Below are 22,259 nucleotides of genomic sequence, written 5' to 3'. Positions count from 1 at the left end.
CAGCCCTTCAGAGCGGGCGAATGAACTCACTCCCTTGCGCGTACAATTATGCGTGTCGAGCGTGAACGCGCTTAAGCCAATGGCTTGTAGATATAGGTCGCCTGACCGCGGCCGTCAATGAAATGTTCTCTTTTAGTTCTCATTTGTTCGCGTCGAGTTGCCGGCGCCCTTCCGCGACCAGCTGCGTCGCGCCCGCCTCGAGGCGCTCCTCCAGAAGAGCCCGGAATTCCTTGCGCGAAAGTCCTGGCTGGATGGGATCGAGGAACTCGACGATGATCGTGCCCGGCAGGCGGAGAAGAGAGCGACGAGGCCAGAAGAGGCCGGAATTGAGCGCCAGCGGCACGCACGGGAGCCCCAAGGCCTCGTAGAGGGCCACATAGCCGGGCTTGTAATCCGGCGGTGCGCCCGGCGCCTGGCGCGTGCCTTCGGGAAAGATCACGATCTCGCGCCCTTGCCCTGCACGCTGTTGCGCATCTGCGATCATCGCCTTGAGCGCTCTGGCCGCCTTGTCGCGCTTGACGAGGATGTGCTCGAACTTGACGCAGAACCAGCCATAGAACGGAATCCATTTGAGCTCGTCCTTGAGCACGATAGCCGGATCCCGGAACAAGGGCACGAGCCCGAACGTATCCCACGCGGACTGATGCTTGGAGACAACCAGCACGGCGCCGCCTGGCAGCTTTTCACGGCCGCGCACCTCGAGCTTCGTTCCAGCGATCATCTTGAGCAGCCAGACGGAGACGATAGCGTGGGTCCTGAGGCCCGCCATGGCCCAGCTTCGCGGCCCGAGCAGCAGCCACGAGCCGAGCACGAGGAACAGCGCTGTCGTCACGTAGAAGGCGAGAGTGAACAGCAGGGAACGGAGGAGAAGCATCGCGGATTTGCTAACGATTGAGGAAAAGGGGTCAGGATTTCGGTGGTGTGCCGGACGCGGCGGTAACGGGCGCTGCTTGCCATGGAGCCATCCCGCGTGCCACGGCCAGCCGCACGGCCGCAGGCAGGAACTTGATGTACTCGGAGGCGAGAAGCCGCGCGGCCGCGGGATCAAGCCACCAGGCGCCCCGGCGCACGGCATCAGGGGCCACGGGATGAGGGATGAGTTCGATTCCCGGCATGGCACGGGCAAGCTCCGCGAGGCTCCGCGGCATATGATAGCTCGCCGTGACCACGATCAGCCGATCGTAACCGAGCGCCTCCGCCCAGCGCCGCGTCTCATCCGCGTTGCCGACCGTATTCAAGGCTTCATAGCCAAGGTCGACGCAGCAATTGAAGGTTTCCTCATCGAGCGCCGAGATTCTCAATAGCGACGCGCGGCCGATCTTGGGATTCACGCCTGAGATCAGGAGCCGCGCACCGCGCCTCTCCGCCAGCAGGCGCGCGGCCTCCGAGATCCGTATCTGGCCACCGGTGAGCACGACGATGCCGTCCGCGCTGGCGTACTGGGGATCGGGCTCGCGCGTGACGGCGTTGGCGAAGACGATAAAGCCGAACGCCACGATTGCCATCGCGCCGCCGGCCATGCCGATAATGATGCGTCTCAAGACCATGTGCTCGTCCGGCCCAATGGAGGCTCGGCCTCGTCGCCAGCATGAGGCCGGTCACCGAGCCCCAGCAGGAGACCAGTGTCCCTCATGATTCCGAAGATCGCCAGTGTTCGCGGCGAGGCCCCGGAGCGAACTTCGGAATCATGAGAGACACTAGAACCTTAGACTTGCTAGGAGGTTGTTTCAGATCGATGCGGCGAATTTTTCGATCATCACACTAGCTGATTTAGCCTTGGCTGTGTCCGGTCGTGCTTGGCGGCGGGGCGGCGGGAACGCCCTGGCGCTTGCCCGGCATCCTAATGCCGGCTGTTCAGAATGCGGAAGACGCCCACGCCCGAGGTCAGCATACAGAGCGCCGAGATCACGACAACGACAATTCCCATCAGAACGAACCCCGCCGTGTCGAGCGTGCCGGCGCCGACGAGGCGGTGAAGCTCCGTCAGGGTCATTGCCCCGCCGCCCATGATCTGGATAGCGGCCGGCATGGAGACGAAGACGGCGATGGCGAGGGCCGCCCCCACGAGCCCGGCGCGCACCCCAAGGCGCAGGAAGTGCTTTTCGAACTCGCGCGCGATGAAGCGGTCGGTGGCGCCCACGAAGTGCAACACCTCGACGATCTCGCGATTGGACGCCATCGCGCTCCTGGTCGCGGAGACGATGATCGCCGTCGTCGCCATCGCGACGAGCGCGAGGATCGCCACGCCGCCGAGCGCAAAGCTGTTGGTGATGGTTGCGATCTGCTGTCGCCAGCGGCGGTGATCGTCGAGCGTCGCGCCCTGGAACTGGCTTGCGAGACCGGCCCGGACGGCCTCGATATCCGGCGCACTCGCGCGGTCGAGTTCGAGCGCGATCAGCCGTGGCAGCGGCAGCGCCTCGAGACCCTCGATCTGGCCGAGCCAGGGCTCGAGCAACTGAGCCGACTGCGCCGCGGACATGACCGTCACCTTGGCGATCCCGCTTTGCCGCCCGAGATAGGTTGCCACGTCCTGCACCACGCGATCCGTATCGGTGCCATCCCGGGCCTGCACCTGAACGGTGACCTCGCTGGCGATGTCCTTGAGCCAAGCATTGGCGGACTGGCGGATCATATAGACGGCGCCCACCGTGAGGCAGGCGAGGAAGCACATGATCGTGATCACGAGGGTTAGCGAACGGCCGGTCACCGAGCCTGCGGGCACGATCGGCGCGGCCAGCGATTCCGTTTTGCGAGCCTCACGCGGCGGCGTATGGGCGGCATGGGACGCATGATCATAGTCGCTTGCCGGCCCCGCATCCGCGCCCGAAACGCCCTCGGGCTCATAGGCCGTGTAGTCGCCATGCGGCGGCGCGGCGGCACGGCCTCCCTGCGTCACCGCGTCCTCATAGGGCCCATAATCCGGCATGCGATTGGGATCGGGCCCCCGCATCGGAGGACGATCGGGTCTGTCATACGATCCGGACATGGCCCTCGTGCAGCTCCAGTCGTGGGGCTTTGAACTGACGCATAAGCTGATGGTCGTGCGTGGCGATCAGCACCGAGGTGCCGAGCCGGTTGAGTTCGATGAAGAGGCGCAGCAGGCGCCGCGCCATCTGCGGATCGACGTTTCCCGTCGGCTCGTCCGCGAGCAGCAGCTCCGGCTTGCCGATCACCGCACGGGCGATGGCCGCGCGCTGCTTCTCGCCGCCCGACAGCACGGACGGATAGCCATGCATGCGGTCGCCGAGGCCGACCCATTGCAGGAGATCGGTCACGTCCTCTTTGTAGTCGTCGACGCGCTTACCGATCACGCGCAGCGGAAGCGCGACGTTCTCCCATGTCGTCAAGTGCTCGAGCAGGCGGAAATCCTGGAACACGATGCCGATGCGGCGCCGCAGTGGGGCCCGTTTGCCGGTGGTGATGTGGCTCACGTCCTGGCCGAAGAGCTGGATCTCGCCGCGCGTCGGATGCAGCGACATGAAGAGCAGCCTGAGCAGCGAGCTCTTGCCCGCGCCCGATGGGCCGGTGAGGAAGTGAAACGAGCCGGGCCTCAGATGGAAGCTGACATCGGACAGAACCTCCGGGCCCCGATCGTACTTGAGACCGACATTCGTCAATCGAATCACGGGACGGCTGGCTCCGGGATCAAGCTCAAGGATTCGGGTGTGTGGCCAAGCGCTCTATATGCGGGAAGGCGCGGCCAGTATCAATCTGCTATGAATATGGCGGGGGCATGTACACATCTTCCGTGCGGCATCGTGCGGGGCGGCGGCTCGCCGCTCCGGAATGCCGGTTTGCCCCGGAAACGGAGCCAAACGCCTGGCCGCGAACGTGATCGCAGGCAAGGACGTTGGGCCAGATACATGATATCCGGCCGAATTTGGCCTAAGGTGCGGCCCCATGACAAATTCGCATGACAAGTTCGCCACCGGGAAGACAAGGACGCCAGAATGACGGAACGAGACGCCAGTGCGCCACCCGACGTCGAGATCATCCACTCGGCGGACGCCATCGCCGTCCGCCTTGAGGGTCTGGCCAAGGAGATCGCCGCGCGCAAACTCGAGCGGCCGCTGGTCGTCGCCGTGCTCAAGGGCAGCTTCGTATTCGCGGCCGATCTCATTCGCGCGCTCTACCGGACCGGCCTCGAGCCGGAGGTGGATTTCCTCGCCCTGTCGAGCTACCGCAAGAGCCGGACGTCTCTCGGAAAGGTGGAGATCCTGCGTGATCTCGACCTCAGCGTCGAAGATCGCAACGTGATCCTCATCGACGACGTTCTCGATTCCGGGCGCACGCTCGTATTCGCCAAGGATCTCATCGCCGCCCGCGGCGCGAGCACGATCCTGACCTGCGTCCTGATCGACAAGAAGGTTGCGCGCGCGGTCGACGTGGCGGCCGATTTTCGCGCCTTCGAAAGCGACGACGAATTTGTCGTCGGTTACGGTATGGACGTCGCCCACCGCTATCGCGAGCTGCCGTTCGTCGGTCGCATGGCCAAAGAGTAATCGCATCGGACGCAAGGCCTGACGGCCGCTTGAGGAGAACGGCATGGCGCGCATTCTTCTTGCTGACGATGACCAGGCGACCCGCGATCTCGTCCGGCGCGCACTCGAGTCGGACGGCCATGAGCTCACCGTCACCCAAGATGGCGCGGAAGCGCTGGAGACGCTGACCTCCGATGCATCGTTCGATGCGCTTGTATCGGACGTGCACATGCCGGGGCTGGATGGCATTTCTCTGGCACGCCACGCGCTCGTCAGCCGACCGGCACTGCCACTTCTTCTGATGTCGGGCTTTGCCGAAGAGCTGGAACGCGCAAAGGCGCTCGCGGCGCCCCGCCTTGGCGTTCTCATGAAGCCGTTCACGCTCGAGCAGGTCCGCTCGGCCGTGCGCACGCTGCTCAGGTAGGGCGAAAGGTCGAGGGCTATAGCGCATCCTTGCGCTGCTGGATCATCATATACGTGTCACTCGTGTGCTCTGCGACCTGGAACCAGAGAAAGCCTTCGGCGCGCACGGCGGTCATCGCATCATATATTTTCTTGAAGTTGGCGTTGCTGGCGCAAAGCTCCGCATAGATCTCGTTCGAGGCCTTGAAGCAGGCATCGAGAACCTCCTCGGAAAACGGCCGCAGAATGGCGCCTCCCTGCACCAGGCGCCGCAGCGCCGCCGGGTTCTGCATATCGTAGCGCGCCGTCATCACCGTATTTGCCGTCTCTGCCGCAGCACGCACGATCGTTTGATAGGATTTGGGCAGGCGGTTCCAATTCTCCAGATTGATGAAGAAATGCAGCATCGCCTGGCCTTCCCACCAGCCTGGATAATAGTAGTAGCGGGCCACACGGGAGAAGCCGAGCCTCTCGTCATCATAAGGCCCGACCCATTCTGCGGCGTCGATGGTGCCTTTCTCGAGCGCCGGATAGATGTCGCCGCCGGCGATCTGCTGGGGCACCGCGCCGAGCCGCGACATGATCGCGCCGCCGAAACCGCCGATGCGGATCTTGAGGCCCTTCCAATCCTCCGGCGTGTTGATCTCCTTCCGGAACCAGCCGCCCATCTGCGCACCCGTGTTGCCGCCCGGCAATGCGAAGAAGTTGTAGGGTTTATAGAAGTCGTTCATGAGGTCGATGCCGCCGCCCTCATACATCCAGGCGTTCTGCATGCGGCAGTTCAAGCCGAAGGGAATGCAGGTGGGAATGGCGAACGTCGGATCCTTGCCCCAGTAGTAGTAGGACGCCGTATGCGCGGCCTCCACGGTGCCGTTCGACACGGCATCCGCGGCCTGGAGGCCACCCACGATCTCGCCCGCGGCGAAGACCTGGATATTGAACCGCCCGTCCGTCATCTCCGCCACGTAACGGGAGAAGATCTCGGCTGCTCCGTAAATGGTATCGAGCGATTTCGGAAAGCTCGAGGTCATGCGCCAGCTGAGGCTCGGCATGCTCTCGACGATCGCCGGTGCCGCCGGCGGCTCGCAGGCGGCGACCGCCGAAGCCGCGCCTCCGGCGCCTGCGACCTTGAGGAACTTCCGGCGGTCGAATTTTTTCATCGGCTTCCCTGCCCTGTTTCGGCGGCGGACTATAGACGCGCCCTGCCCGCAAAGACAATGAAGCGGGCCGGGGCCTTCGCGAGCCGTTGCGCTCACGCATGCGTTGAGTAGGTTTTGCGTGTCGCCGTCACCAAAGGAGCCTCGATGAAGAGACCTCAGAAGGAACCCGAAAGCCGCTCATCCATGAGAGAGACGGCAGGCGTTCTGCTCGCTGGAGGGCTCGGCCGCCGCATGGGCGGCGTCGACAAAGCGCTCGTTTCACTTGGCGGACGCGCGCTCGCTGCACGCGCCGTATCCCGCCTTTCGCCGCAGGTTGGAACGCTAATCCTCAATGCCAACGGCGATCCTGCACGCTTCGCCCATCTCGGCCTTCCGGTCGTCGCGGACGAGACCACGGATTTTGCCGGCCCCCTCGCCGGCGTACTGGCGGCGCTTCATTGGTTCGCGCGCGAGAAGCCCGAGGTGCGCGCCGTCCTCAGCGCCTCGGTCGACGTCCCATTTCTGCCGGGCGATCTCGCGTCGCGGCTGCATCAAGCCTTGCATGCGGATAGCTCGGCAATGGTGGCGGCCGCTCAATCGCGCGGGCAACGCCACCACGTGATCGCCCTATGGCGCATGGAAGCGGCTGCGGAGATCGAGGCGGCGCTCGCCCAGGGACTCCGCAAGGCCGAGACGGTGGTGGACCGCCTTCGCGCGGTGGCCGTGCCGTTTACTGATCTCGAGATCAACGGCCAGGCGATCGATCCGTTTTTCAACATCAATACGTCCGAGGACCTGGCGCTTGCTGAAACGATGCTGGCGGAGACGTCCGATTCCGAATCCGGCGGCTCTCCATTCGTGATCGGCGTTGCCGGCTGGAAGAACTCGGGAAAGACCACGCTGGTCACCAAGCTCGTTACCGAGATCGCCCGCCGAGGCTATCGGGTGGCGACGATCAAGCACAGCCATCACGACATCGAGCAGGAAACAGAGGGCACCGACAGCGCGCGCCATCGCAGCGCCGGCGCGACGCGGGTGGCGCTCGTTTCGCCCCAGCGCTGGACCGTGATCCACGACGCGTCCCCGCTTGCATGGCGAAAGCAGCCGGACCCGCCCCTCGCCACCATCGTGACCGCGCTGGCGCCAGTGGACATCATCATCGTTGAAGGCATGAAACGCGCCACCATCCCCAAGATCGAGGTGCGCCGTACGGGCCAGAGCGAAGGGCCACCGCTGGCCGCCGCGGATCCGCTCGTCATCGCTGTTGCAACAGACACCCCCGAGACGGTTTCACACGTCCCGTCATTTGCTCTCGACGATGCGCCAGGGCTCGCTGATCTGATCATCGCCATGGCGACGCGGAAGGATCCTCCCCAGACGGCCTGATAGATACGCCGACGGGCGCTTAGAGAAGCGGTTCTAAGCTTTTGTTCGGCCCTGCTTCTTACCGGAAAACCGGTTCCCACTTTTCCGTAAGCACTCTAGCGGCGCTCAGGGGTCAAGCGGCGGCGGGCGGAAAACCACAAGGCGAGGCACGCGATCGACAGCGCTGCGGTCACCCCGCCTGCGCGGAAAACGCCGTTATGGCCGAGAGACAGGCGAAGCCCGGCTGACGCGGCGCTGTTATCTTTTGCGTGTTTCTCGTCCGCACTCTCGCGTTCATCGAGCCGCACGAGGAGCGCGCGCTGCGGCGAAATCGGCGCCGGTCTGGCCGCTGAGCTCGCGTTGCGCTCAATGGCGCGTCCGTCCGCGACACTGAGGAGGAGCGCTGCGATCAGAGCCGCAACGCGTCCTCCTGCCATGGCCGTCTTTCCACGCTGCACCGGACACTCTCCTCGATTGCCCTTATCGTCATGGGTGGGAGGAGAAAGCCTAGTGTGTCAGACCCGATTTTTTCGGATCGGACGGTGCGCTAGTTAAGAAACACCAGCGCCTTCTCGAGCGTCTGCCAGACGCCCCAGACGATGGGCACGCCAACCAGGGTCCAGAAGAGAGCTGCCTTGCCATCCAGGCCCCCTTTGCCAATGCCATAGGAGCCTCCCGTGTCCGGACCGTCGGCCGCAACCTTGAGCTTGGCCTGCTCGGCCGCAACCTCTGTTTCGCTCATATGCCATTTCGGATCCACCGGCCGCACCAGAAGGTTGGCGATGAAGCCGATCACGAGCATTCCGGCGAGGATGTAGAAGATCGCGCCGTAAAGCTGGTCAGCCGGGATGCCCTCGGCATGACGCGTATCGTGCAGATAGTTGACGATCACCGGGCCGACGATTCCTGCCGTCGACCATGCGGTCAGCAGCCGCCCGTGGATCGCTCCCACGAACTGAGTTCCGAAGATGTCGGCGAGATAGGCTGGCACCGTGGAGAAGCCGCCGCCGTACATGGAGGCGATGACACAGAAGCAAAGCACGAACAGTGCGATGATCTTCCAGTCTGCGGCGAAGGCCGCGAGCACGTAGAGGGCCGCTCCGAGAACGAAGAAGATGAAATAAGTGAGCCTGCGGCCGAGATAATCCGATGACGTCGCCCAAGCAAAACGGCCGAAGATATTGAACAGCGAGATGAGGCCGACGAAGCCAGCGCCCACGGCCGCCGCGGCCGCAGCGAGCTCCGCATTCTGTTTCAGGTCCTCGTAGCCGAGCCCGGGCGCGCCAGCCAGCGCGCCGCCAAACGTCTCCTGCAGCATGGGCGAGGCTGCGCCGATGATACCGATGCACGCCGAGACGTTGACGCAAAGCGCGGTCCAGATCAGCCAGAAGGCGGCGGTTTTGTGCGCATCTTTGAGATGGACATGGTTATCGGTAACCATGGCCCGCCCGTTGGCGGCCTGCCATCCCTCAGGCTTCCAGCTTGCAGGCGGCAGGCGATAGCCGAACGACCCGATGACCATGAATACAGTGTAGATCGCTGCCATGGTAACGAAGGTCTGCCAGACTCCCGGATCGGCATCCGTCTTGTAGACGCTGTCCATGAGGAAGGTCGCAAGCGGCGAGCCGATCATGGCCCCTCCGCCGAAGCCCATGATGGCCATGCCGGTGGCCATGCCGCGCCGGTCCGGAAACCATTTGATCAGGGTGGAAACAGGCGAGATGTAGCCGAGCCCGAGGCCGATGCCGCCGATAATTCCAGAGCCCACCCACATCAGCCACAACTGGTGGGTGTAAACGCCCGCGGCGGCGATCAAGAGGCCACCGCACCAGCAGAGCGTGGAGACGAGCCCGGCCTTCCGCGGTCCCGCGCGCTCGAGCCAGCCACCCCAGATGGCGGCGGAGACGCCGAGCAGCACGAAGAAGAAGGTATACATCCAGCCGAGATCGAACTGGCTCCAGTTACAGTCCGTAGCCGTGAGCGCGCGTAGTGTTCCGGCCGCCTTCTCGGCGAAAGTGACCGCGCCGGCCGAGCACTCGGCGATCGGCGTGCCATCGGCCCCGACGAGCGCGCCTTGCAATGGCTTCCAGAAGACGGAGAAGCCATAGGCCATGCCGATGCAGAGGTGAATACAAAGCGCCGCCGGTGGAACCATCCAGCGGTTGAACCCCGGTTTGGCAACGATCGCTTCACGATCAAGCCACCCCGGCACAGGTCGTGCAACCGAGGCATCATCGATGCTCGCCATAAGCGTTTATCCCCTAAGCCATGTTATAGCGCCCTGTTTTTCGGGCGTTTGGCCGTACCTCTATCGCGGGCCGGGTGGTGACACAAGTACACACAGGACTTGATGCCGCCGCCAATGGCGCTAGTTTAGGTAACGAGGCCGCGATGCGGAATGGCGGCAGCGTTCCCAATTATCCGAACGGCTTGCCGCCCACGGATAACGAAGGTGGCGAGCCAGAATGAGCGTCACGACCCCCCTCCCCTCCGGCGAGAGCCAAGCAGCAACCCCTGCCGCGCTCATCGACCCGTTCAACCGGCACGTGACCTATTTGCGTGTTTCGGTGACGGACCGTTGTGACTTTCGCTGCGTCTACTGCATGAGCGAGCATATGTCCTTCCTGCCCAGGAAGGACCTGCTGACCCTCGAGGAGCTGGACCGGCTGTGCTCCGCCTTCATCAGCAAGGGCGTCAGGAAGCTGCGCATTACAGGCGGCGAGCCGCTGGTGCGCAAGAACATCATGTCCCTGTTCCGGGCCCTCGCCCGGCACCTCGAAACCGGACGCCTGGAGGAGCTGACGCTCACCACCAACGGCAGCCAGCTCGAAAAGTACGCCGGTGATCTTAAGGCGGCGGGCGTGCGCCGCATCAACGTCTCCATCGACACGCTCGATGCCCAGAAATTCAAAGCCATCACCCGCTGGGGCGATCTTTCGGCCGTCCTGAAAGGCGTCGACGCCGCACGGCGCGCCGGGATCTCAATCAAGATCAACGCTGTGGCGCTCAAGGGCGTCAACGAGGACGAGATCGACGACCTCCTCCGCTTCGCCCACGGCAACGGCCATGACCTGACGCTGATCGAGACCATGCCGCTTGGCGAGATCGAAGGCGATCGCACCGATCAGTACCTGCCGCTGTCCATCGTGCGGGCGCGGCTGCTTGATCGCTGGACCCTCGAGGACATTCCGTTCCGCACTGGCGGCCCCGCCCGCTACGTCCGCGTCAAGGAGACCGGCGGGCGCCTCGGCTTCATCACACCGATGACGCACAACTTCTGCGAAAGCTGCAACCGGGTGCGCGTCACTTGCACCGGCACCCTCTACATGTGCCTCGGCCAGGAGGATGCAGCCGACCTGCGCGCGCCTCTCCGCGCAAGCCCGGACAATGGCCCCTTGTTCGAGGCCATCGATGCCGCGATCGCCCGCAAGCCAAAAGGGCACGACTTCGTCATTGACCGTCGCCGGAAGCAACCTGCTCTCGGGCGGCACATGAGCGTCACCGGCGGCTGACAAGACAAGCAAAAGGCGGGAAGAGGCTTCAGTCGAAGCCAGGAGGAACGACCGCCAGATAACGCCCAGCAATGCCAATGATCGAGCCAGCGATGACGAGCGTCGTCATCCAAGCGCAGGCCCTGAGCAGGCGAGTTCGTCTTCCGCGCCGCGCAGCCCGGAGCCAAGGTGGCGGAGAAACGACGCCGTCGTCCTGATGCAGGGGCGAGACCACGCTGTCATCGGCCGGCTGCGCAAGAAACAACCGCCAACGGGACCGGCCGCTGATCAGGGGAGCAAGATCTCGGATCTCGGCGTCGCCGGCGCCGCTTCCGTCACGGTCGACAGCTACGATATCTGAGCCGGGACGTTTGACCGGCCGCGGCTCGGGCGCCGCCTCGGCGAATCCGGCCTGCCGCAAGGCAGCACCCAGAGAGCGTGGCCGAGCGGGCGACCGCAAGCCTTGCGTTTGGCGCCAAGACGGCTCTGTCCAGCCGTTGTCCACAGAAGGAGCCTCTCCGAGGCGCGTGTCCAGGCGCATGTGCGCCCCCGAAACAATATGCTAAGCAGCAGCGGCCCACTTTGCGCCGCATCGCCCTTCCCTTTGAACTGCTGCAGGGATAAGTCCGGCACGATCAACGCGCGCCCGGCGCCTCCAGTTCCATGACACGACGAGGATTATCCGCATGCTTCCCTTGATTCTCGGCCTCATCCTTTTTTTCGCGGCCCACTTGGTACCGACTTCTCCAAGCCTGCGGGCGGGCCTCGTAGACCGGTTCGGCGCGACGGCTTATCGGATCGGCTTCTCGGCTCTTGCTCTGGCCGGCTTCGTCCTGATCGTCATCGGCTATCACAAGCTTCAGATCATGCCGGGCAAGAACCCTGTGCTTTGGGATCCTCCGGCCTGGACGCGCCACATCGCGTTCCTCCTGATGGTTCCGGCAATGATCCTGATCGTCGCCGCCTTCGTGCCTTCGCGTATTCGCTCGGCGGCCAAGCATCCGATGCTCGCGGCGATTAAATTTTGGGCCTTGGCGCACCTGCTCGTGAACGGCGATCTCGGCGCCCTGGTCTTGTTCGGCAGCTTTCTCGCCTTCGCCGTGTACGACCGGATCTCGGTCAAGCGCCGCCCAGGCGTGACGCTCCCCGCCCCGCCGGCCGGCGTCATGGGTGACGTGCTCGTCGTCGCAGGGGGCCTCGCGCTTTATGCGCTGATGCTGATCTGGGGTCATGGCGCACTGATCGGCGTGCCGATCGTCAGCTTCGGCTACGGCGCGGCCTGATCGAAGCAAATTAAAGCTGGAGCCGCTTCCGTCAAACCGGGATGGCTCCAGAGGGCTTCCCGAAAAGCGGGGCCGGATTTCTGGAGAAAAGCAAGTTTCCGCAAAAGCTTAGAGCCGTCCCCGGGTTCCACCCGGAACGGCTCTAAGACACGAAGCCTGAGGCGGTCTCTTGAAATTTAGTCGCCGCTGCTCTCAACGGCCGGCGTCGGAGCGGGCGCCGCTGCGGCGCTTTCACCTTCGCTGACCGCAGCAGCCTCGCGCCGCGGACGGCGAACCGGCCGCCGCAGGAACTCGGGCTGCTCATGATGCGGCACAGCAGCCTGGCGCTCGCGACGTGGCGGTGTCTCTACGGCAATGTCCGGCTGCGGCGCCCGGTCGGGCCGGTCCGCACGCTCGATGCGCTCCGGACGTTCGGCACGCGGATAGCGCTCACCACGCTCCCGGTCGCCTCTCTCGGGCCGATCGGAGTAGCTCCGCTCGCCGCGATCTCCACCCTGGCGCTCGCGGCTGTGGAACGGTCGTCCCCCGCCCTCGTAGCGCGACGATCCCTCATAATGGCGCGACTGGCCCCCTTCACGCGCCTGCAGCGGAAAGGCCGCCTGCGGCTGGGCGTCCGAACCGAGATCGCCCTCTTCCTCGCCAAAATCCTCGCCCATCGGCGCCTCGCCGAGCCCGGCCGGGCGCGGACGTCCGACGCCATTCGGCATCTCTCCGCCCTGGGCCATCTGCTGCTCACGATAGGCCATGATGATGCGGTTATAGTGCTCGGCGTGCTGCAGATAGTTCTCGGCCAGCACCGGATCGCCCGAGGACTGCGCGTCCCGTGCGAGGGCGATGTATTTCTCGGCGATATGAGCAGGCGTGCCGCGCAGCTTGACGTCGGGCCCCGTACTTTCGAAGCTTCGCGTCAGCGGATTCTGACCCTTACGGTTCTGATTATTATTATTATTGCTGCGGCCGCGTCCTCTGCGGTTCTGCTGTCCCTGCCTCATGGGCTCCATTCTCGACACGTTGTGAAAATTGAGCACTGCCGCGCGCGCACGCTTGGCAGCATGTTAGCCAGTCCCTCGCGGCCTCAGCCGCGTTCTTTACCCACCATGACGGTTTCGGACCTTGCAGCCCGAGGCCAGCGCCACGATGCGAAGGCCAAGCCGGTCGCCCGGCGCGCACATGGCCTCGTGACAGCGAACGCCAACCGCCCACTCCACGAAGACAGTGTGCGCAACGATCTGGCGCCATGCGAGCTCCTGCGCCCGCCATCCAGATCAATCTCTATTCATTTGCCCGAACGACAGCTGCATGTCCGAAAGGGAGGAGCGCTAGCGCAATCGGCTCTTTGCATTGCCGCCACGCGCCTGCTGTCAAGCAGCGCCAGGTGACAGTCATCCGCCCGTCTTGCACCGGATCATGCGCGTAAATGATGACAGCCTGTTATCAAGCCGTTGTCAAACGAGTTGCGCATGAAGCTAAACTTTCTGCCGCTACATTAGCGCCACTGCGCATCAAATCCAAGCGTTTTTACCGTCATCCCTAACAATGTGTCCGCACCGCCACACAGCGGACATGGCCGCCGAGATCGGTCCACGTCCTCGTTTCCTGCGGGGCATTCGGGGCCCCGATCCGCCGGAACAGAGCCTCGACGGCAGCGGCCTGTCCAGCGCCCACTTCGAGGAGCGCCCAGCCTTCCGGCACGCAGCGTTTCAGCCCTCCGGCAAGCTCCCGGTAGAAAGCGAGGCCATCCACCCCGCCGTCAAGCGCCGCAAGCGGATCGAAGATTTTAACTTCAGGCTCGAGGCTCGTGATGTCGCCCGTCGGGATGTATGGCGGATTGGAGACCATAATGTCGAAAGGGCCGTCCACATTTTCAAGCATGTGGCGGTTGAGAAACCTCGCCCGCGAGGCAACGCCGAGACGCTCAGCATTCTCGCGCGCCATACCAAGCGCCGCATCGCTGATGTCCGTACCAACGCCGATCGCCAGCGGCAGTTCCGCGAGAAGCGTCACGAGAAGCGCTCCCGAGCCCGTTCCGACATCCAGGATCCGAATGGGTTTGCTCCGCCATCCCTCCGCCTCGGCAACCTCGAGCGCGGCCTCGACAACCGTTTCCGTGCATGGGCGCGGATCAAGAGTCGCCGGCGAGATGCGGAACGTGCGCCCATAGAACCCGCGCTCGCTAAGAATGCGTGACACCGGCTCGCGCGCCGCCCGTCGCGCCGCGAAGCCGTCAAGGCGCGCGCCGTCCTCCTCCGAAAGCCGCCGCTCGGGCTCCCGAAGGAGATCCGTGCCCGATATGGCGAGTGCTTCGAGCAGCAGCAGGCGCGAATCCCGCGCCGCACCTTCGATCCCAGCGGCATCGAGCCGTTGCGTCACCGCGGCCATCGCCTCGCGGGCCGAAAGGCCGGCGAGCGGCACGAAGCCGGCCTCCGCCTCACGCGCCATGGCTTTCCATGGCCGCCAACGCTTCGGCCTGATGCTCGGCGATGAGCTGATCGACGATCTCATCGAGCCCGATGCCTTCCATGACGCGGTCGATCGAATGCACCGTGAGATTGATGCGGTGATCGGTGACGCGCCCCTGTGGAAAATTGTAGGTGCGGATTCGCTGCGAGCGATCGCCCGAACCCACCTGGCTCTTGCGCGCCTCGCTACGCTGGCTGTCGGCACGTCCCCGCTCGAGCTCGAACAGGCGCGAACGCAGCACCTGCATGGCGAGGCGCCGGTTCTGATGCTGCGACTTCTCGGCCGAGACGACGACGATCCCGCTGGGCAGGTGCGTGATGCGCACCGCGCTGTCGGTCTTGTTGACGTGCTGCCCGCCGGCCCCGCCCGCACGCATGGTGTCGATGCGGATGTCATCCGCCTTGATGTCGATATCGATGTCCTCGGCTTCGGGCAGCACGGCGACCGTTGCCGCCGAGGTGTGGATCCGTCCGCCGCTTTCAGTGGCCGGGATCCGCTGCACACGATGCACGCCGCTTTCGTATTTCAGGCGCGCGAACACGCCCTTCCCCGTGATCGAGGCAATGATTTCCTTATAGCCGCCGAGATCGTTCTCGGAGACGGAGATGATCTCCGTCTTCCATCCCCTGGCGTCCGCATAGCGCTGGTACATGCGAAAGAGATCGGCCGCGAACAGCGCCGCCTCGTCACCGCCGGTGCCGGCGCGCACCTCGAGGATGGCGCTCTTCTCGTCGGCCGCGTCCTTGGGCAGGAGCAGCACACGCAGCCGGTGTCCGATCGCCTCGATGCGGGCGCCGATCTGGTCCAGCTCCTCGCGGGCCATCTCGGCCATGTCTTTGTCCTGGCCGGGGTCGCGCACAAGCGCCTCGAGATCGCGCTGCTCCTGTTCCGCAGCCTCGAGCTCGCGCACAACCGCGATCAGCGGCTGCAGGTCCGACAGCTCCTTGGTCAGCTTGACGTAGACCGCCTGCGACGCGCCCTCGTTGAGCTCGGCCTGGATGGTCTCGTAGCGCTCGATCAGCCGCGCCAGCTTTTCTTTCGGGATGAGGCTCATGGGTCCTTATACGGCAGTCGATCGCCTGATCTATAGTTCGATGCCGTGACGGTCGGCGAAATCCTCAAGGTCCTGGCGCAGGCTGCCTGTCCGCCCCGCAAGCAGCTCATCGAGAAGGGCTGTGATCGCACCCGCATCGAGGGCCCGGATCATGGTCTTGACGGGCCCGATCGACGCCGGAGCCATCGAAAGCGACCGGAAGCCGAGACCAATCAGCGCCATGGCCTCGATGGGGCGCCCCGCCATCTCGCCGCAAAGCGTGAGTGGCGTCCGATGCCGGCGGCAGGCGCGCGCAACGAGCTTCAAGGCGCGCAGTGACGCCACCGACAGAGCGTCAAACCGGTTCACCATGCGCGCGTTGGACCGGTCCGCGGCGAAAAGAAACTGCGTGAGATCATTGCTGCCGACCGATACGAAATCGACACGCGCGAGCAGCTCATCGAGCTCGAACAGCACACTCGGCACCTCGATCATGGTGCCGATCTGGATCGTGGCGGGCAGCGTGCCGCCCCGCTTGACGGCGAGCTCGCGCTCCTTGTCGATCAGAACCTTGATCTCGTCCATCTCGGTCGCCACCGAGACCATGGGGATCATCACCTTGAGATCGCGCCCGGCGCTCGCCCGAATGAGGGCGCGCATCTGCATCCGGAACAGCGCCGGCCGGTCGAGCGACATGCGCACCGCCCGCCATCCGATCGCAGGATTCTCCTCGGGCACGTGCGACAGATAGGGCAGCACCTTGTCCCCGCCGATGTCGAGCGAGCGGAAGACCACGGGCTTGCCGTCGGCCTCCTCGAGGATCGCCTGGTACGCCTGCGTCTGGCGGTCCACCCGCGGCAGGCTGTGCGAGAGCATGAACATCAGCTCGGTGCGGAACAGTCCGATGCCGTCCCCGCCCGATTCCCTGAGATGCGGCATATCGGCCAGGAGCCCGGCATTGATGTGAAGCGCAATGCTCTCGCCGTCCATCGTCACGGCCGGTAGGTCGCGCAGCGCCTCATACTGCTTCTGCCGGCGCGCACGGAAGCGCACCTTGTCCGTATACGCCGAGATGACCTCGGTGTCGGGGCGTACGTGCACCTCGCCGATCACGCCGTCGACGATGATGGCATCTCCCGCCGACACGCGTTCGACGATACCCACCGCTTGGCCCACGGCCGGAATGCCGAGCGCTTTGGCGACGATGGCCACATGGCTTTGCCCGCTGCCATCCTCGAGGACGAGGCCACGCAATCGCGTGCGGTCGTAATCGATGAGTTCCGCCGGCCCCATGGTCCGCGCCACGAGAATGGTGTCCGCTGGCATTTCCTGCGGGTCGAGCGGCCCGGATGACGCACCCGCAAGAATGCGCAGCAGCCGGTCGGAGAGATCGTCGAGATCGCGCTGCCGCTCCCGCCAGAAGGGATCCGGGCGGGTCAGCATACGCGCCCGCGTGCCGTTCTTCACGCGCTCCACCGCCGCTCCCGCAGTGAGGCCGCTCTGCACGGCCTCCCGCAGCCGCCGCTCCCAGCCGCGGTCGTGCGCGAACATCCGATACGCCTCGAGCACGTCCCGGTGATCGCCGGCCCCCGAAAGGAGCTCATGGCTCAGCATATCGTCGAGCGAGGTCTTGAGCTCGAGAAGCGCATCATCGAGCCGCCTCAGCTCCGTCGCCGGGTCGTCCGAGACGAGCTTCGTCACCACGATGCGCGGCTCGTGCAGCATGGCATGGCCAAGTGCGATGCCGTCCGAGATCGGCTCGCCGTGAATGACGCGGGAGAGCTGCCGCGAAAGCTCGATCGCCGAACCGACACCGGAAACGGCGCCCGACACGAGGTGCTCGGCGACGACCATGGCCGTCGCCTGCATGACCTCCACGTCCTCCTCGGAGTATTCCCTGGCGGCGCGGTTCTGCACCACCAGCACGCCGAGCACGTCCCCGCTGCGCTGGATCGGCACTGCAAGGAGGGAATGGTAGACCTCCTCGCCCGTCTCCGGCCGGTAGGAGAAGGCCGGATGCTTCGCCGCATCCGGCTCGTTGATCGGCACCCCGAACTCGGCGCAGCGGCCGACGAGCCCTTCGCCGCGCTTCAGCATGGTCGTGTGGACGGCCGCGGGGTTGAGACCCTCGCTCGCGAACAATTCGAGCGAGCCGTCCTGACGCCGCAGATAGATCGAGCAGACGTCGGCGACCATGACGCCGGCGATCTGGCGCACGATCCCGTCCAGCCGCTCCTGCCCATCCACGGCGGGTTCGGCCATGATGTCGCGCAGCCGGCGCATGATGACACGCAGCGCCGGCTCGGAAGGCATCATACGGGGCTCGTCGCCGCGTCTCGAGTGCATGAGCGGTGGCCGTTACATTGAATCCCGGCGCCTCCGGAGGGAGACGGCCAAGGGCCGTTATACGTCAAATCGAGCACGAATGCGGAGAGGGCTGCCGAAACAGGCAGCCGGATCTCGACGCATCCCACGCCACATCAGGCCGCGTCGAGCCCGTACACGCTGTGCAGCGTCCTGACCGCAAGCTCCGCATACGCGGCATCGATCAAAACGCTGATTTTGATCTCGGACGTCGAGATCGCAAGAATATTGATGCCCTTCTCAGCCAGCGCCTTGAACATTTGCGCCGCAACGCCGGCGTGGCTGCGCATGCCGATGCCGATCACCGACACCTTGGCGATGCCATCCGAGCTCTTCAGCTCGAAGTTGCCGATATCCTCCCTTGCCGCCTCGAGCACGCTGAGCGCGCGCGGCAGCTCGGCCGCTTGAACCGTGAACGTCATGTCCGTGTGCCGCCCATCGGCGGCGACGTTCTGGACGATCATATCGACGTTGATCGAGGCATCGGAGAGCGGGCCGAAGATGCGGGCGGCAATGCCCGGCTTATCCTCGACCTTGAGCATGGTGATTTTGGCCTCATCGCGCGCGTAGGCGATGCCGCTGACGACTTCGCTTTCCATAATCTCATCCTCGCCGCAAACGATTGTCCCAATATCCTCGAGTTCGCCAACCTTCACCGGAGCCATCTCCTCCGGCTTGGCGAAACTCGAAAGAACGCGCGTCCTCACGTGGTGCACCATCGCAAGCTCGACAGAGCGGGTCTGTAGGACCTTAGAGCCGGAAGACGCCATCTCCAGCATCTCCTCGTAGCTCACTCTTGGGAGGCGCCGTGCTTTAGAGACGATACGCGGATCGGTCGTGTAGACACCGTCCACGTCCGTATAGATGTCGCAGACATCCGCCTCCAGCGCCACCGCCACCGCCACCGCGCTGGTATCCGATCCGCCCCGTCCGAGGGTGGCGATGCGGTTGCTCCCGGGCTCGACCCCCTGAAAGCCAGTGATGATGGCGACCTCGCCTTCGTCCAGGGCACGCCTCAGATCCTCGCCGGGGATATCCATGATCCGCGCCGAGCCGTGAGCACCATCAGTCCGGATCGGCACCTGCCAGCCCTGCCACGAGCGCGCCTTGATGCCCATCGACTGCAGCACGATGGCCGTCAGCCCGGCCGTCACCTGCTCGCCTGAGGCCACGATGGCGTCATACTCGCGCTTGTCATGAAAGGGCGAAGCTTCGTTGGCCCAGGCAATGAGCTGGTTGGTGGCCCCTGCCATGGCGGAGACGATCACGGCCACCTTGTTGCCGGCATCGACCTCACGTTTAACGTGGCGCGCGACATTCCTGATTCGCCCGACGTCGGCGACGGACGTCCCGCCGAATTTCATCACGACAATAGCCATGGCCTAAACTGCCTCGCCCCCCGGTTTTGGGAAGCCGGTCCCTTGGGGGAACAGCGTCTCTAGAGTGCCTCCGGAAAAGCGGAGCCCGGTTTTCCGAAAGAAGCTCGATCAAACAAAGACTTAGAGTCGCCCCCGATCCACTTGAATGGGAACGGCTCGGAAGACGTACCCGGAGGCGAAGCGGCGGCCTGATAGCCGCTGGCCGCCAAAGGCGACAAGTGTCTACCCTTTGCGGCGTTCTATTACCGGGAACGGGACATAGCCGCAACTCTCACGGCGTTGACAATCTCGCGCACCCTGGCACGTTCAAATCCATGATCGAAATCCCGAGCAAACTCCCCGAGACGGCCCCGTCGGGCAACATCGACGCGGCCGAGGTGGCCCGTTTTCAGGCCTTGGCCAAGGCATGGTGGGATCCGACTGGGAAATTCCGGCCGCTGCATCAGATCGGCCCGGTCCGGCTAGCGTTCATCCGCGAGGAGCTGGAGCGCCATTTCGGCCTCGAGGCGCGCGGCCTCCGCCCCTTCGAGGGACTTTCCGTGCTCGATGTGGGCTGCGGCGGCGGCCTCGTGTCGGAGCCGCTGGCTAGGCTCGGCGGGCGGGTGACCGCCATCGATCCGGGCGAACAGAATATCGCCATCGCCCGCGCCCATGCCGAGCCGCAGGGGCTCGCCATCGATTACCGTACCGCCACCGTGGAGGATCTAGCCGCGGAGGGTGCTGAGTTCGACGCGGTAATCTCGCTCGAGGTGGTGGAGCACGTGCCCGACGTGGCGGCCTTCGTCACCGCCTGCGCCGGCCTCGTACGCCCGGGCGGGCTGCTCATCCTGTCCACCATCAATCGAACCATGAAGGCCTACGCGCTGGCCATCGTCGGCGCGGAATACGTGCTCGGCTGGCTGCCCCGCGGGACGCACCAGTGGGAGAGGTTCGTCACGCCGGACGAGCTTGGCAGCCATATGGCGCAAGCGGATCTCGCCGCGCCGCGCTTCAAGGGTTTCGTCTACAGCCCCCTGAGCGATACATGGCGTCTGTCCTCCGACACGAGCGTGAACTATCTCGTTTCGGCCGCGCGTCCGAACCCTCACTTGAGTTCTTAGAATAATTTTCCCAAAATACTACCTGAACAGAAATTCAATCTCATCAAGATCAGTGCAACCGCACCCTGATGAAAAAATGTCCGCCATGCCGCACCCTTGCCTGCATGATCGCGCTTGACGTGTTTTTCGGTCTTCGTTCCTAATGGCCACACTCGCATGAACCAATAGATCGGCAAATCCCTTCGCCTCGGAGCCGCCTCTCCGCTGGCCAGGAGGCGCTGTGCGGCGAGTGGAGAAGGGATACCGACCTATGTCGAACGAGCCACGCCAGCCGGGCCGCCACTTCCTTCAAATCCCCGGTCCGACGCCTGTCCCTGAACGCATCATCGCCGTCATGGCGCGCCAGATTCTGGACCACCGCGGCCCGGAGTTTCAAAAACTGGGAAAGCGCGTCCTCGCCGGGGTCAAGACGGTGTTCAAGACCCGGAACCCGGTCATCATCTATCCCTCGTCCGGCACGGGCGCGTGGGAGGCTGCCCTCACCAACACGCTATCGCCCGGCGACCGCGTGCTGCTGGTCGAGACAGGCCAGTTCGCGGTGCTCTGGAAAGAGATGATGGACCGCCTGGGACTGCGCGCCGAGGTGATCCAGACGGACTGGCGCACCGGAGCCGACGCCGACGAAATCGAAACCCACCTGCGGAGGGACGACGCGAAAGCCATCAAGGCCGTGTGCGTTGTCCATAACGAGACCTCGACCGGCTGCATGACGCGGCTCGATGACGTCCGCCGTGCCATGGATGCGGCCAACCATCCGGCGCTGCTGATGACCGATTCTGTCTCCGGTCTCGCCGCCGCCGACCTGCGTCACGACGAGTGGGGCATCGACGTGACGGTCTCCGGATCGCAGAAGGGTCTGATGATGCCACCGGGCCTCTCCTTCACGGCGGTCTCGGAGAAAGCCCTTGCCGCTTCGAAGACGGCGACGCTCGCCCGCTCCTATTTCTCGTGGGCGGACCAGCTCGCCTTCTACGACGACGGCTTCTTTCCGTTCACGCCGGCGACAGGCCTCCTTTACGGCCTCGATGAAGCGATCCGCCTCCTTCACGAAGAAGGCTTCGAGAACGTGCTCGCCCGCCACGCGCGCCTAGCAGAGGCCACCCGCATCGCCGTGCGGGCGTGGGGGCTCGAAGTGAACTGCCGCGAGGCAAAATACGAGAGCCCCGCCGTCACGACCGTGCTCGTGCCCGATGGCCACAACGCCGACCACCTGCGCAAGATCGTACTCGAGACGTTCAACATGTCGCTGGGCACTGGCCTCAACAGGCTGGCCGGCAAGGCATTCCGTATCGGCCATCTCGGCGACACGAACGATCTCACGATCCTCGGAGCCCTGTCCGGCGTCGAGATGGGTCTCGAGCTGGCTGGCATTCCGCACCGGAAAGGCGGCGCCCAGGCCGCAATGGCGTACATCGCGGATGCCTGCCAGCCAGCTGCTGCCAAGGCCGCGTGAAGCGCCCGCCGTGCTTAGGCTACGGCTCAGTATGCCGGGCCGGGCGTGCTTATTGCTGTTCGGCGATATCGAGCTTGCGGTTCATGCGGCGAAGAAGCTGACCGACGTTGGCCAGGAGATTGTGCTCGATGGCGAAGTAGATGCGCTCGCCCTTGAAGCGCTTCTTCACGGCGTCCCACGGGAACAGCAGCACAACATCGAACTCGACCGGCTGCCCGGTGGATGGCAACCCCATCAGCTCGCCGTGATGCACCCCGTTGAAGTGCGCTTCCTCGACGACGCCCTGCGGCCCGATGAAGACGTTGACGA

21 protein-coding genes are annotated in these 22,259 nt (G+C 64.5%); 8 read left to right on the top strand and 13 right to left on the bottom strand.

The features are described 5' to 3' along the window. Positions 1–139: 139 nt before the first annotated feature. The 4 genes from V7P99_RS10225 to ftsE form a co-directional block, all read right to left on the bottom strand. Entirely contained in the window at positions 140–874 is a 735-nt protein-coding gene (locus V7P99_RS10225) for a lysophospholipid acyltransferase family protein (RefSeq protein ID WP_333794712.1), read from the bottom strand. 31 nt (positions 875–905) lie between these two features. Next, positions 906–1,547 carry a YdcF family protein gene (locus tag V7P99_RS10220; protein ID WP_333794711.1) on the bottom strand — a complete coding sequence of 214 codons (642 nt, stop codon included), beginning with the start codon at positions 1,545–1,547 and terminating at the stop codon, positions 906–908. Positions 1,548–1,840: 293 nt separating this feature from the next. After that, on the bottom strand, positions 1,841–2,986 hold the full coding sequence (locus V7P99_RS10215; protein WP_333794710.1) for a cell division protein FtsX: 1,146 nt from the start codon (positions 2,984–2,986) through the stop codon (positions 1,841–1,843). Then, positions 2,970–3,626 (bottom strand): cell division ATP-binding protein FtsE, encoded by a 657-nt coding sequence (gene ftsE / locus V7P99_RS10210; RefSeq protein WP_333794709.1) that lies wholly within the window; start codon positions 3,624–3,626, stop codon positions 2,970–2,972. The genes V7P99_RS10215 and ftsE overlap by 17 nt, the downstream gene beginning before the upstream one ends. Before the next feature lie 324 nt (positions 3,627–3,950). On the opposite strand from ftsE, the gene hpt reads away from it, so the two are divergent. Then, positions 3,951–4,502: a hypoxanthine phosphoribosyltransferase gene (gene hpt / locus V7P99_RS10205; protein WP_333794708.1), complete on the top strand. Its 552-nt coding sequence runs from the start codon at positions 3,951–3,953 to the stop codon at positions 4,500–4,502. Between the two features lie 43 nt (positions 4,503–4,545). After that, a complete protein-coding gene (locus V7P99_RS10200) occupies positions 4,546–4,905 on the top strand; it encodes a response regulator (RefSeq protein ID WP_333794707.1) in 360 nt (119 codons plus the stop codon). A 16-nt stretch (positions 4,906–4,921) separates the two neighbouring features. Here the strand turns inward: V7P99_RS10200 and V7P99_RS10195 are convergent, their stop codons facing one another. Continuing rightward, positions 4,922–6,043: a TRAP transporter substrate-binding protein gene (locus V7P99_RS10195; protein ID WP_333794706.1), complete on the bottom strand. Its 1,122-nt coding sequence runs from the start codon at positions 6,041–6,043 to the stop codon at positions 4,922–4,924. Between the two features lie 144 nt (positions 6,044–6,187). On the opposite strand from V7P99_RS10195, the gene mobA reads away from it, so the two are divergent. Continuing rightward, positions 6,188–7,408, top strand: a complete 1,221-nt coding sequence (mobA, locus tag V7P99_RS10190) for a molybdenum cofactor guanylyltransferase MobA (protein ID WP_333794705.1) — start codon at positions 6,188–6,190, stop codon at positions 7,406–7,408. Between the two features lie 95 nt (positions 7,409–7,503). On the opposite strand, the gene V7P99_RS10185 is transcribed toward mobA, so the two are convergent. Then, positions 7,504–7,824: a hypothetical protein gene (locus tag V7P99_RS10185; protein ID WP_333794704.1), complete on the bottom strand. Its 321-nt coding sequence runs from the start codon at positions 7,822–7,824 to the stop codon at positions 7,504–7,506. Between the two features lie 110 nt (positions 7,825–7,934). Beyond that, entirely contained in the window at positions 7,935–9,635 is a 1,701-nt protein-coding gene (locus V7P99_RS10180; RefSeq protein WP_333794703.1) for an OFA family MFS transporter, read from the bottom strand. 217 nt (positions 9,636–9,852) lie between these two features. On the opposite strand from V7P99_RS10180, the gene moaA reads away from it, so the two are divergent. From moaA to V7P99_RS10165, 3 genes are all read left to right on the top strand, one after another. Continuing rightward, positions 9,853–10,899, top strand: coding sequence for a GTP 3',8-cyclase MoaA (moaA, locus tag V7P99_RS10175; protein WP_333794702.1), 1,047 nt, complete (start codon positions 9,853–9,855; stop codon positions 10,897–10,899). Positions 10,900–11,095: 196 nt separating this feature from the next. Then, entirely contained in the window at positions 11,096–11,239 is a 144-nt protein-coding gene (locus V7P99_RS10170) for a hypothetical protein (RefSeq protein WP_333794701.1), read from the top strand. Between the two features lie 325 nt (positions 11,240–11,564). Next, positions 11,565–12,161, top strand: coding sequence for an NnrU family protein (locus tag V7P99_RS10165; protein ID WP_333794700.1), 597 nt, complete (start codon positions 11,565–11,567; stop codon positions 12,159–12,161). A gap of 176 nt (positions 12,162–12,337) precedes the next feature. Here V7P99_RS10165 and V7P99_RS10160 read toward each other — a convergent pair whose 3' ends face one another. From V7P99_RS10160 to V7P99_RS10140, 5 genes are all read right to left on the bottom strand, one after another. Continuing rightward, on the bottom strand, positions 12,338–13,153 hold the full coding sequence (locus tag V7P99_RS10160) for a DUF4167 domain-containing protein (RefSeq protein WP_333794699.1): 816 nt from the start codon (positions 13,151–13,153) through the stop codon (positions 12,338–12,340). 538 nt (positions 13,154–13,691) lie between these two features. Beyond that, the gene (gene prmC, locus V7P99_RS10155; protein ID WP_333794698.1) at positions 13,692–14,600 is read right to left on the bottom strand and encodes a peptide chain release factor N(5)-glutamine methyltransferase; all 909 of its coding nucleotides are present in this window, start codon (positions 14,598–14,600) and stop codon (positions 13,692–13,694) included. Then, positions 14,590–15,675, bottom strand: a complete 1,086-nt coding sequence (gene prfA, locus V7P99_RS10150) for a peptide chain release factor 1 (RefSeq protein WP_333794697.1) — start codon at positions 15,673–15,675, stop codon at positions 14,590–14,592. Before prfA ends, prmC begins: the two co-directional genes overlap by 11 nt. Before the next feature lie 30 nt (positions 15,676–15,705). Continuing rightward, on the bottom strand, positions 15,706–17,967 hold the full coding sequence (ptsP, locus tag V7P99_RS10145) for a phosphoenolpyruvate--protein phosphotransferase (RefSeq protein WP_333794734.1): 2,262 nt from the start codon (positions 17,965–17,967) through the stop codon (positions 15,706–15,708). Between the two features lie 167 nt (positions 17,968–18,134). Next, on the bottom strand, positions 18,135–19,397 hold the full coding sequence (locus V7P99_RS10140) for an aspartate kinase (protein WP_333794696.1): 1,263 nt from the start codon (positions 19,395–19,397) through the stop codon (positions 18,135–18,137). Positions 19,398–19,711: 314 nt separating this feature from the next. On the opposite strand from V7P99_RS10140, the gene ubiG reads away from it, so the two are divergent. Continuing rightward, positions 19,712–20,497, top strand: coding sequence for a bifunctional 2-polyprenyl-6-hydroxyphenol methylase/3-demethylubiquinol 3-O-methyltransferase UbiG (ubiG, locus tag V7P99_RS10135; RefSeq protein ID WP_333794695.1), 786 nt, complete (start codon positions 19,712–19,714; stop codon positions 20,495–20,497). Between the two features lie 250 nt (positions 20,498–20,747). Then, complete coding sequence (locus V7P99_RS10130) at positions 20,748–21,950, top strand: pyridoxal-phosphate-dependent aminotransferase family protein (RefSeq protein WP_333794694.1); 1,203 nt, start codon at positions 20,748–20,750, stop codon at positions 21,948–21,950. Between the two features lie 49 nt (positions 21,951–21,999). Here V7P99_RS10130 and V7P99_RS10125 read toward each other — a convergent pair. Further along, the coding region (locus V7P99_RS10125; protein ID WP_333794693.1) for a hypothetical protein at positions 22,000–22,259 on the bottom strand (260 nt) is incomplete at its 5' end.

This window comes from Hyphomicrobium sp. (genome assembly GCF_036780825.1).
In the GTDB taxonomy this organism is placed as follows: domain Bacteria; phylum Pseudomonadota; class Alphaproteobacteria; order Rhizobiales; family Hyphomicrobiaceae; genus Hyphomicrobium_C.
This window is presented reverse-complemented; position numbering and strand designations above follow the sequence as displayed.

Coding starts and splice junctions, on each gene's coding strand:
- prmC (WP_333794698.1), bottom strand. CDS start 14,600: ATGGCGCGTGAGGCGGAGGCCGGCTTCGTGCCGCTCGCCGGCCTTTCG.
- V7P99_RS10165 (WP_333794700.1), top strand. CDS start 11,565: ATGCTTCCCTTGATTCTCGGCCTCATCCTTTTTTTCGCGGCCCACTTG.
- V7P99_RS10195 (WP_333794706.1), bottom strand. CDS start 6,043: ATGAAAAAATTCGACCGCCGGAAGTTCCTCAAGGTCGCAGGCGCCGGA.
- ubiG (WP_333794695.1), top strand. CDS start 19,712: ATGATCGAAATCCCGAGCAAACTCCCCGAGACGGCCCCGTCGGGCAAC.
- hpt (WP_333794708.1), top strand. CDS start 3,951: ATGACGGAACGAGACGCCAGTGCGCCACCCGACGTCGAGATCATCCAC.
- V7P99_RS10200 (WP_333794707.1), top strand. CDS start 4,546: ATGGCGCGCATTCTTCTTGCTGACGATGACCAGGCGACCCGCGATCTC.
- V7P99_RS10130 (WP_333794694.1), top strand. CDS start 20,748: ATGTCGAACGAGCCACGCCAGCCGGGCCGCCACTTCCTTCAAATCCCC.
- prfA (WP_333794697.1), bottom strand. CDS start 15,675: ATGAGCCTCATCCCGAAAGAAAAGCTGGCGCGGCTGATCGAGCGCTAC.
- V7P99_RS10140 (WP_333794696.1), bottom strand. CDS start 19,397: ATGGCTATTGTCGTGATGAAATTCGGCGGGACGTCCGTCGCCGACGTC.
- V7P99_RS10160 (WP_333794699.1), bottom strand. CDS start 13,153: ATGAGGCAGGGACAGCAGAACCGCAGAGGACGCGGCCGCAGCAATAAT.
- V7P99_RS10215 (WP_333794710.1), bottom strand. CDS start 2,986: ATGTCCGGATCGTATGACAGACCCGATCGTCCTCCGATGCGGGGGCCC.
- ptsP (WP_333794734.1), bottom strand. CDS start 17,967: ATGCCTTCCGAGCCGGCGCTGCGTGTCATCATGCGCCGGCTGCGCGAC.
- moaA (WP_333794702.1), top strand. CDS start 9,853: ATGAGCGTCACGACCCCCCTCCCCTCCGGCGAGAGCCAAGCAGCAACC.
- V7P99_RS10170 (WP_333794701.1), top strand. CDS start 11,096: ATGCAGGGGCGAGACCACGCTGTCATCGGCCGGCTGCGCAAGAAACAA.
- mobA (WP_333794705.1), top strand. CDS start 6,188: ATGAAGAGACCTCAGAAGGAACCCGAAAGCCGCTCATCCATGAGAGAG.
- V7P99_RS10185 (WP_333794704.1), bottom strand. CDS start 7,824: ATGGCAGGAGGACGCGTTGCGGCTCTGATCGCAGCGCTCCTCCTCAGT.
- V7P99_RS10180 (WP_333794703.1), bottom strand. CDS start 9,635: ATGGCGAGCATCGATGATGCCTCGGTTGCACGACCTGTGCCGGGGTGG.
- V7P99_RS10225 (WP_333794712.1), bottom strand. CDS start 874: ATGCTTCTCCTCCGTTCCCTGCTGTTCACTCTCGCCTTCTACGTGACG.
- V7P99_RS10220 (WP_333794711.1), bottom strand. CDS start 1,547: ATGGTCTTGAGACGCATCATTATCGGCATGGCCGGCGGCGCGATGGCA.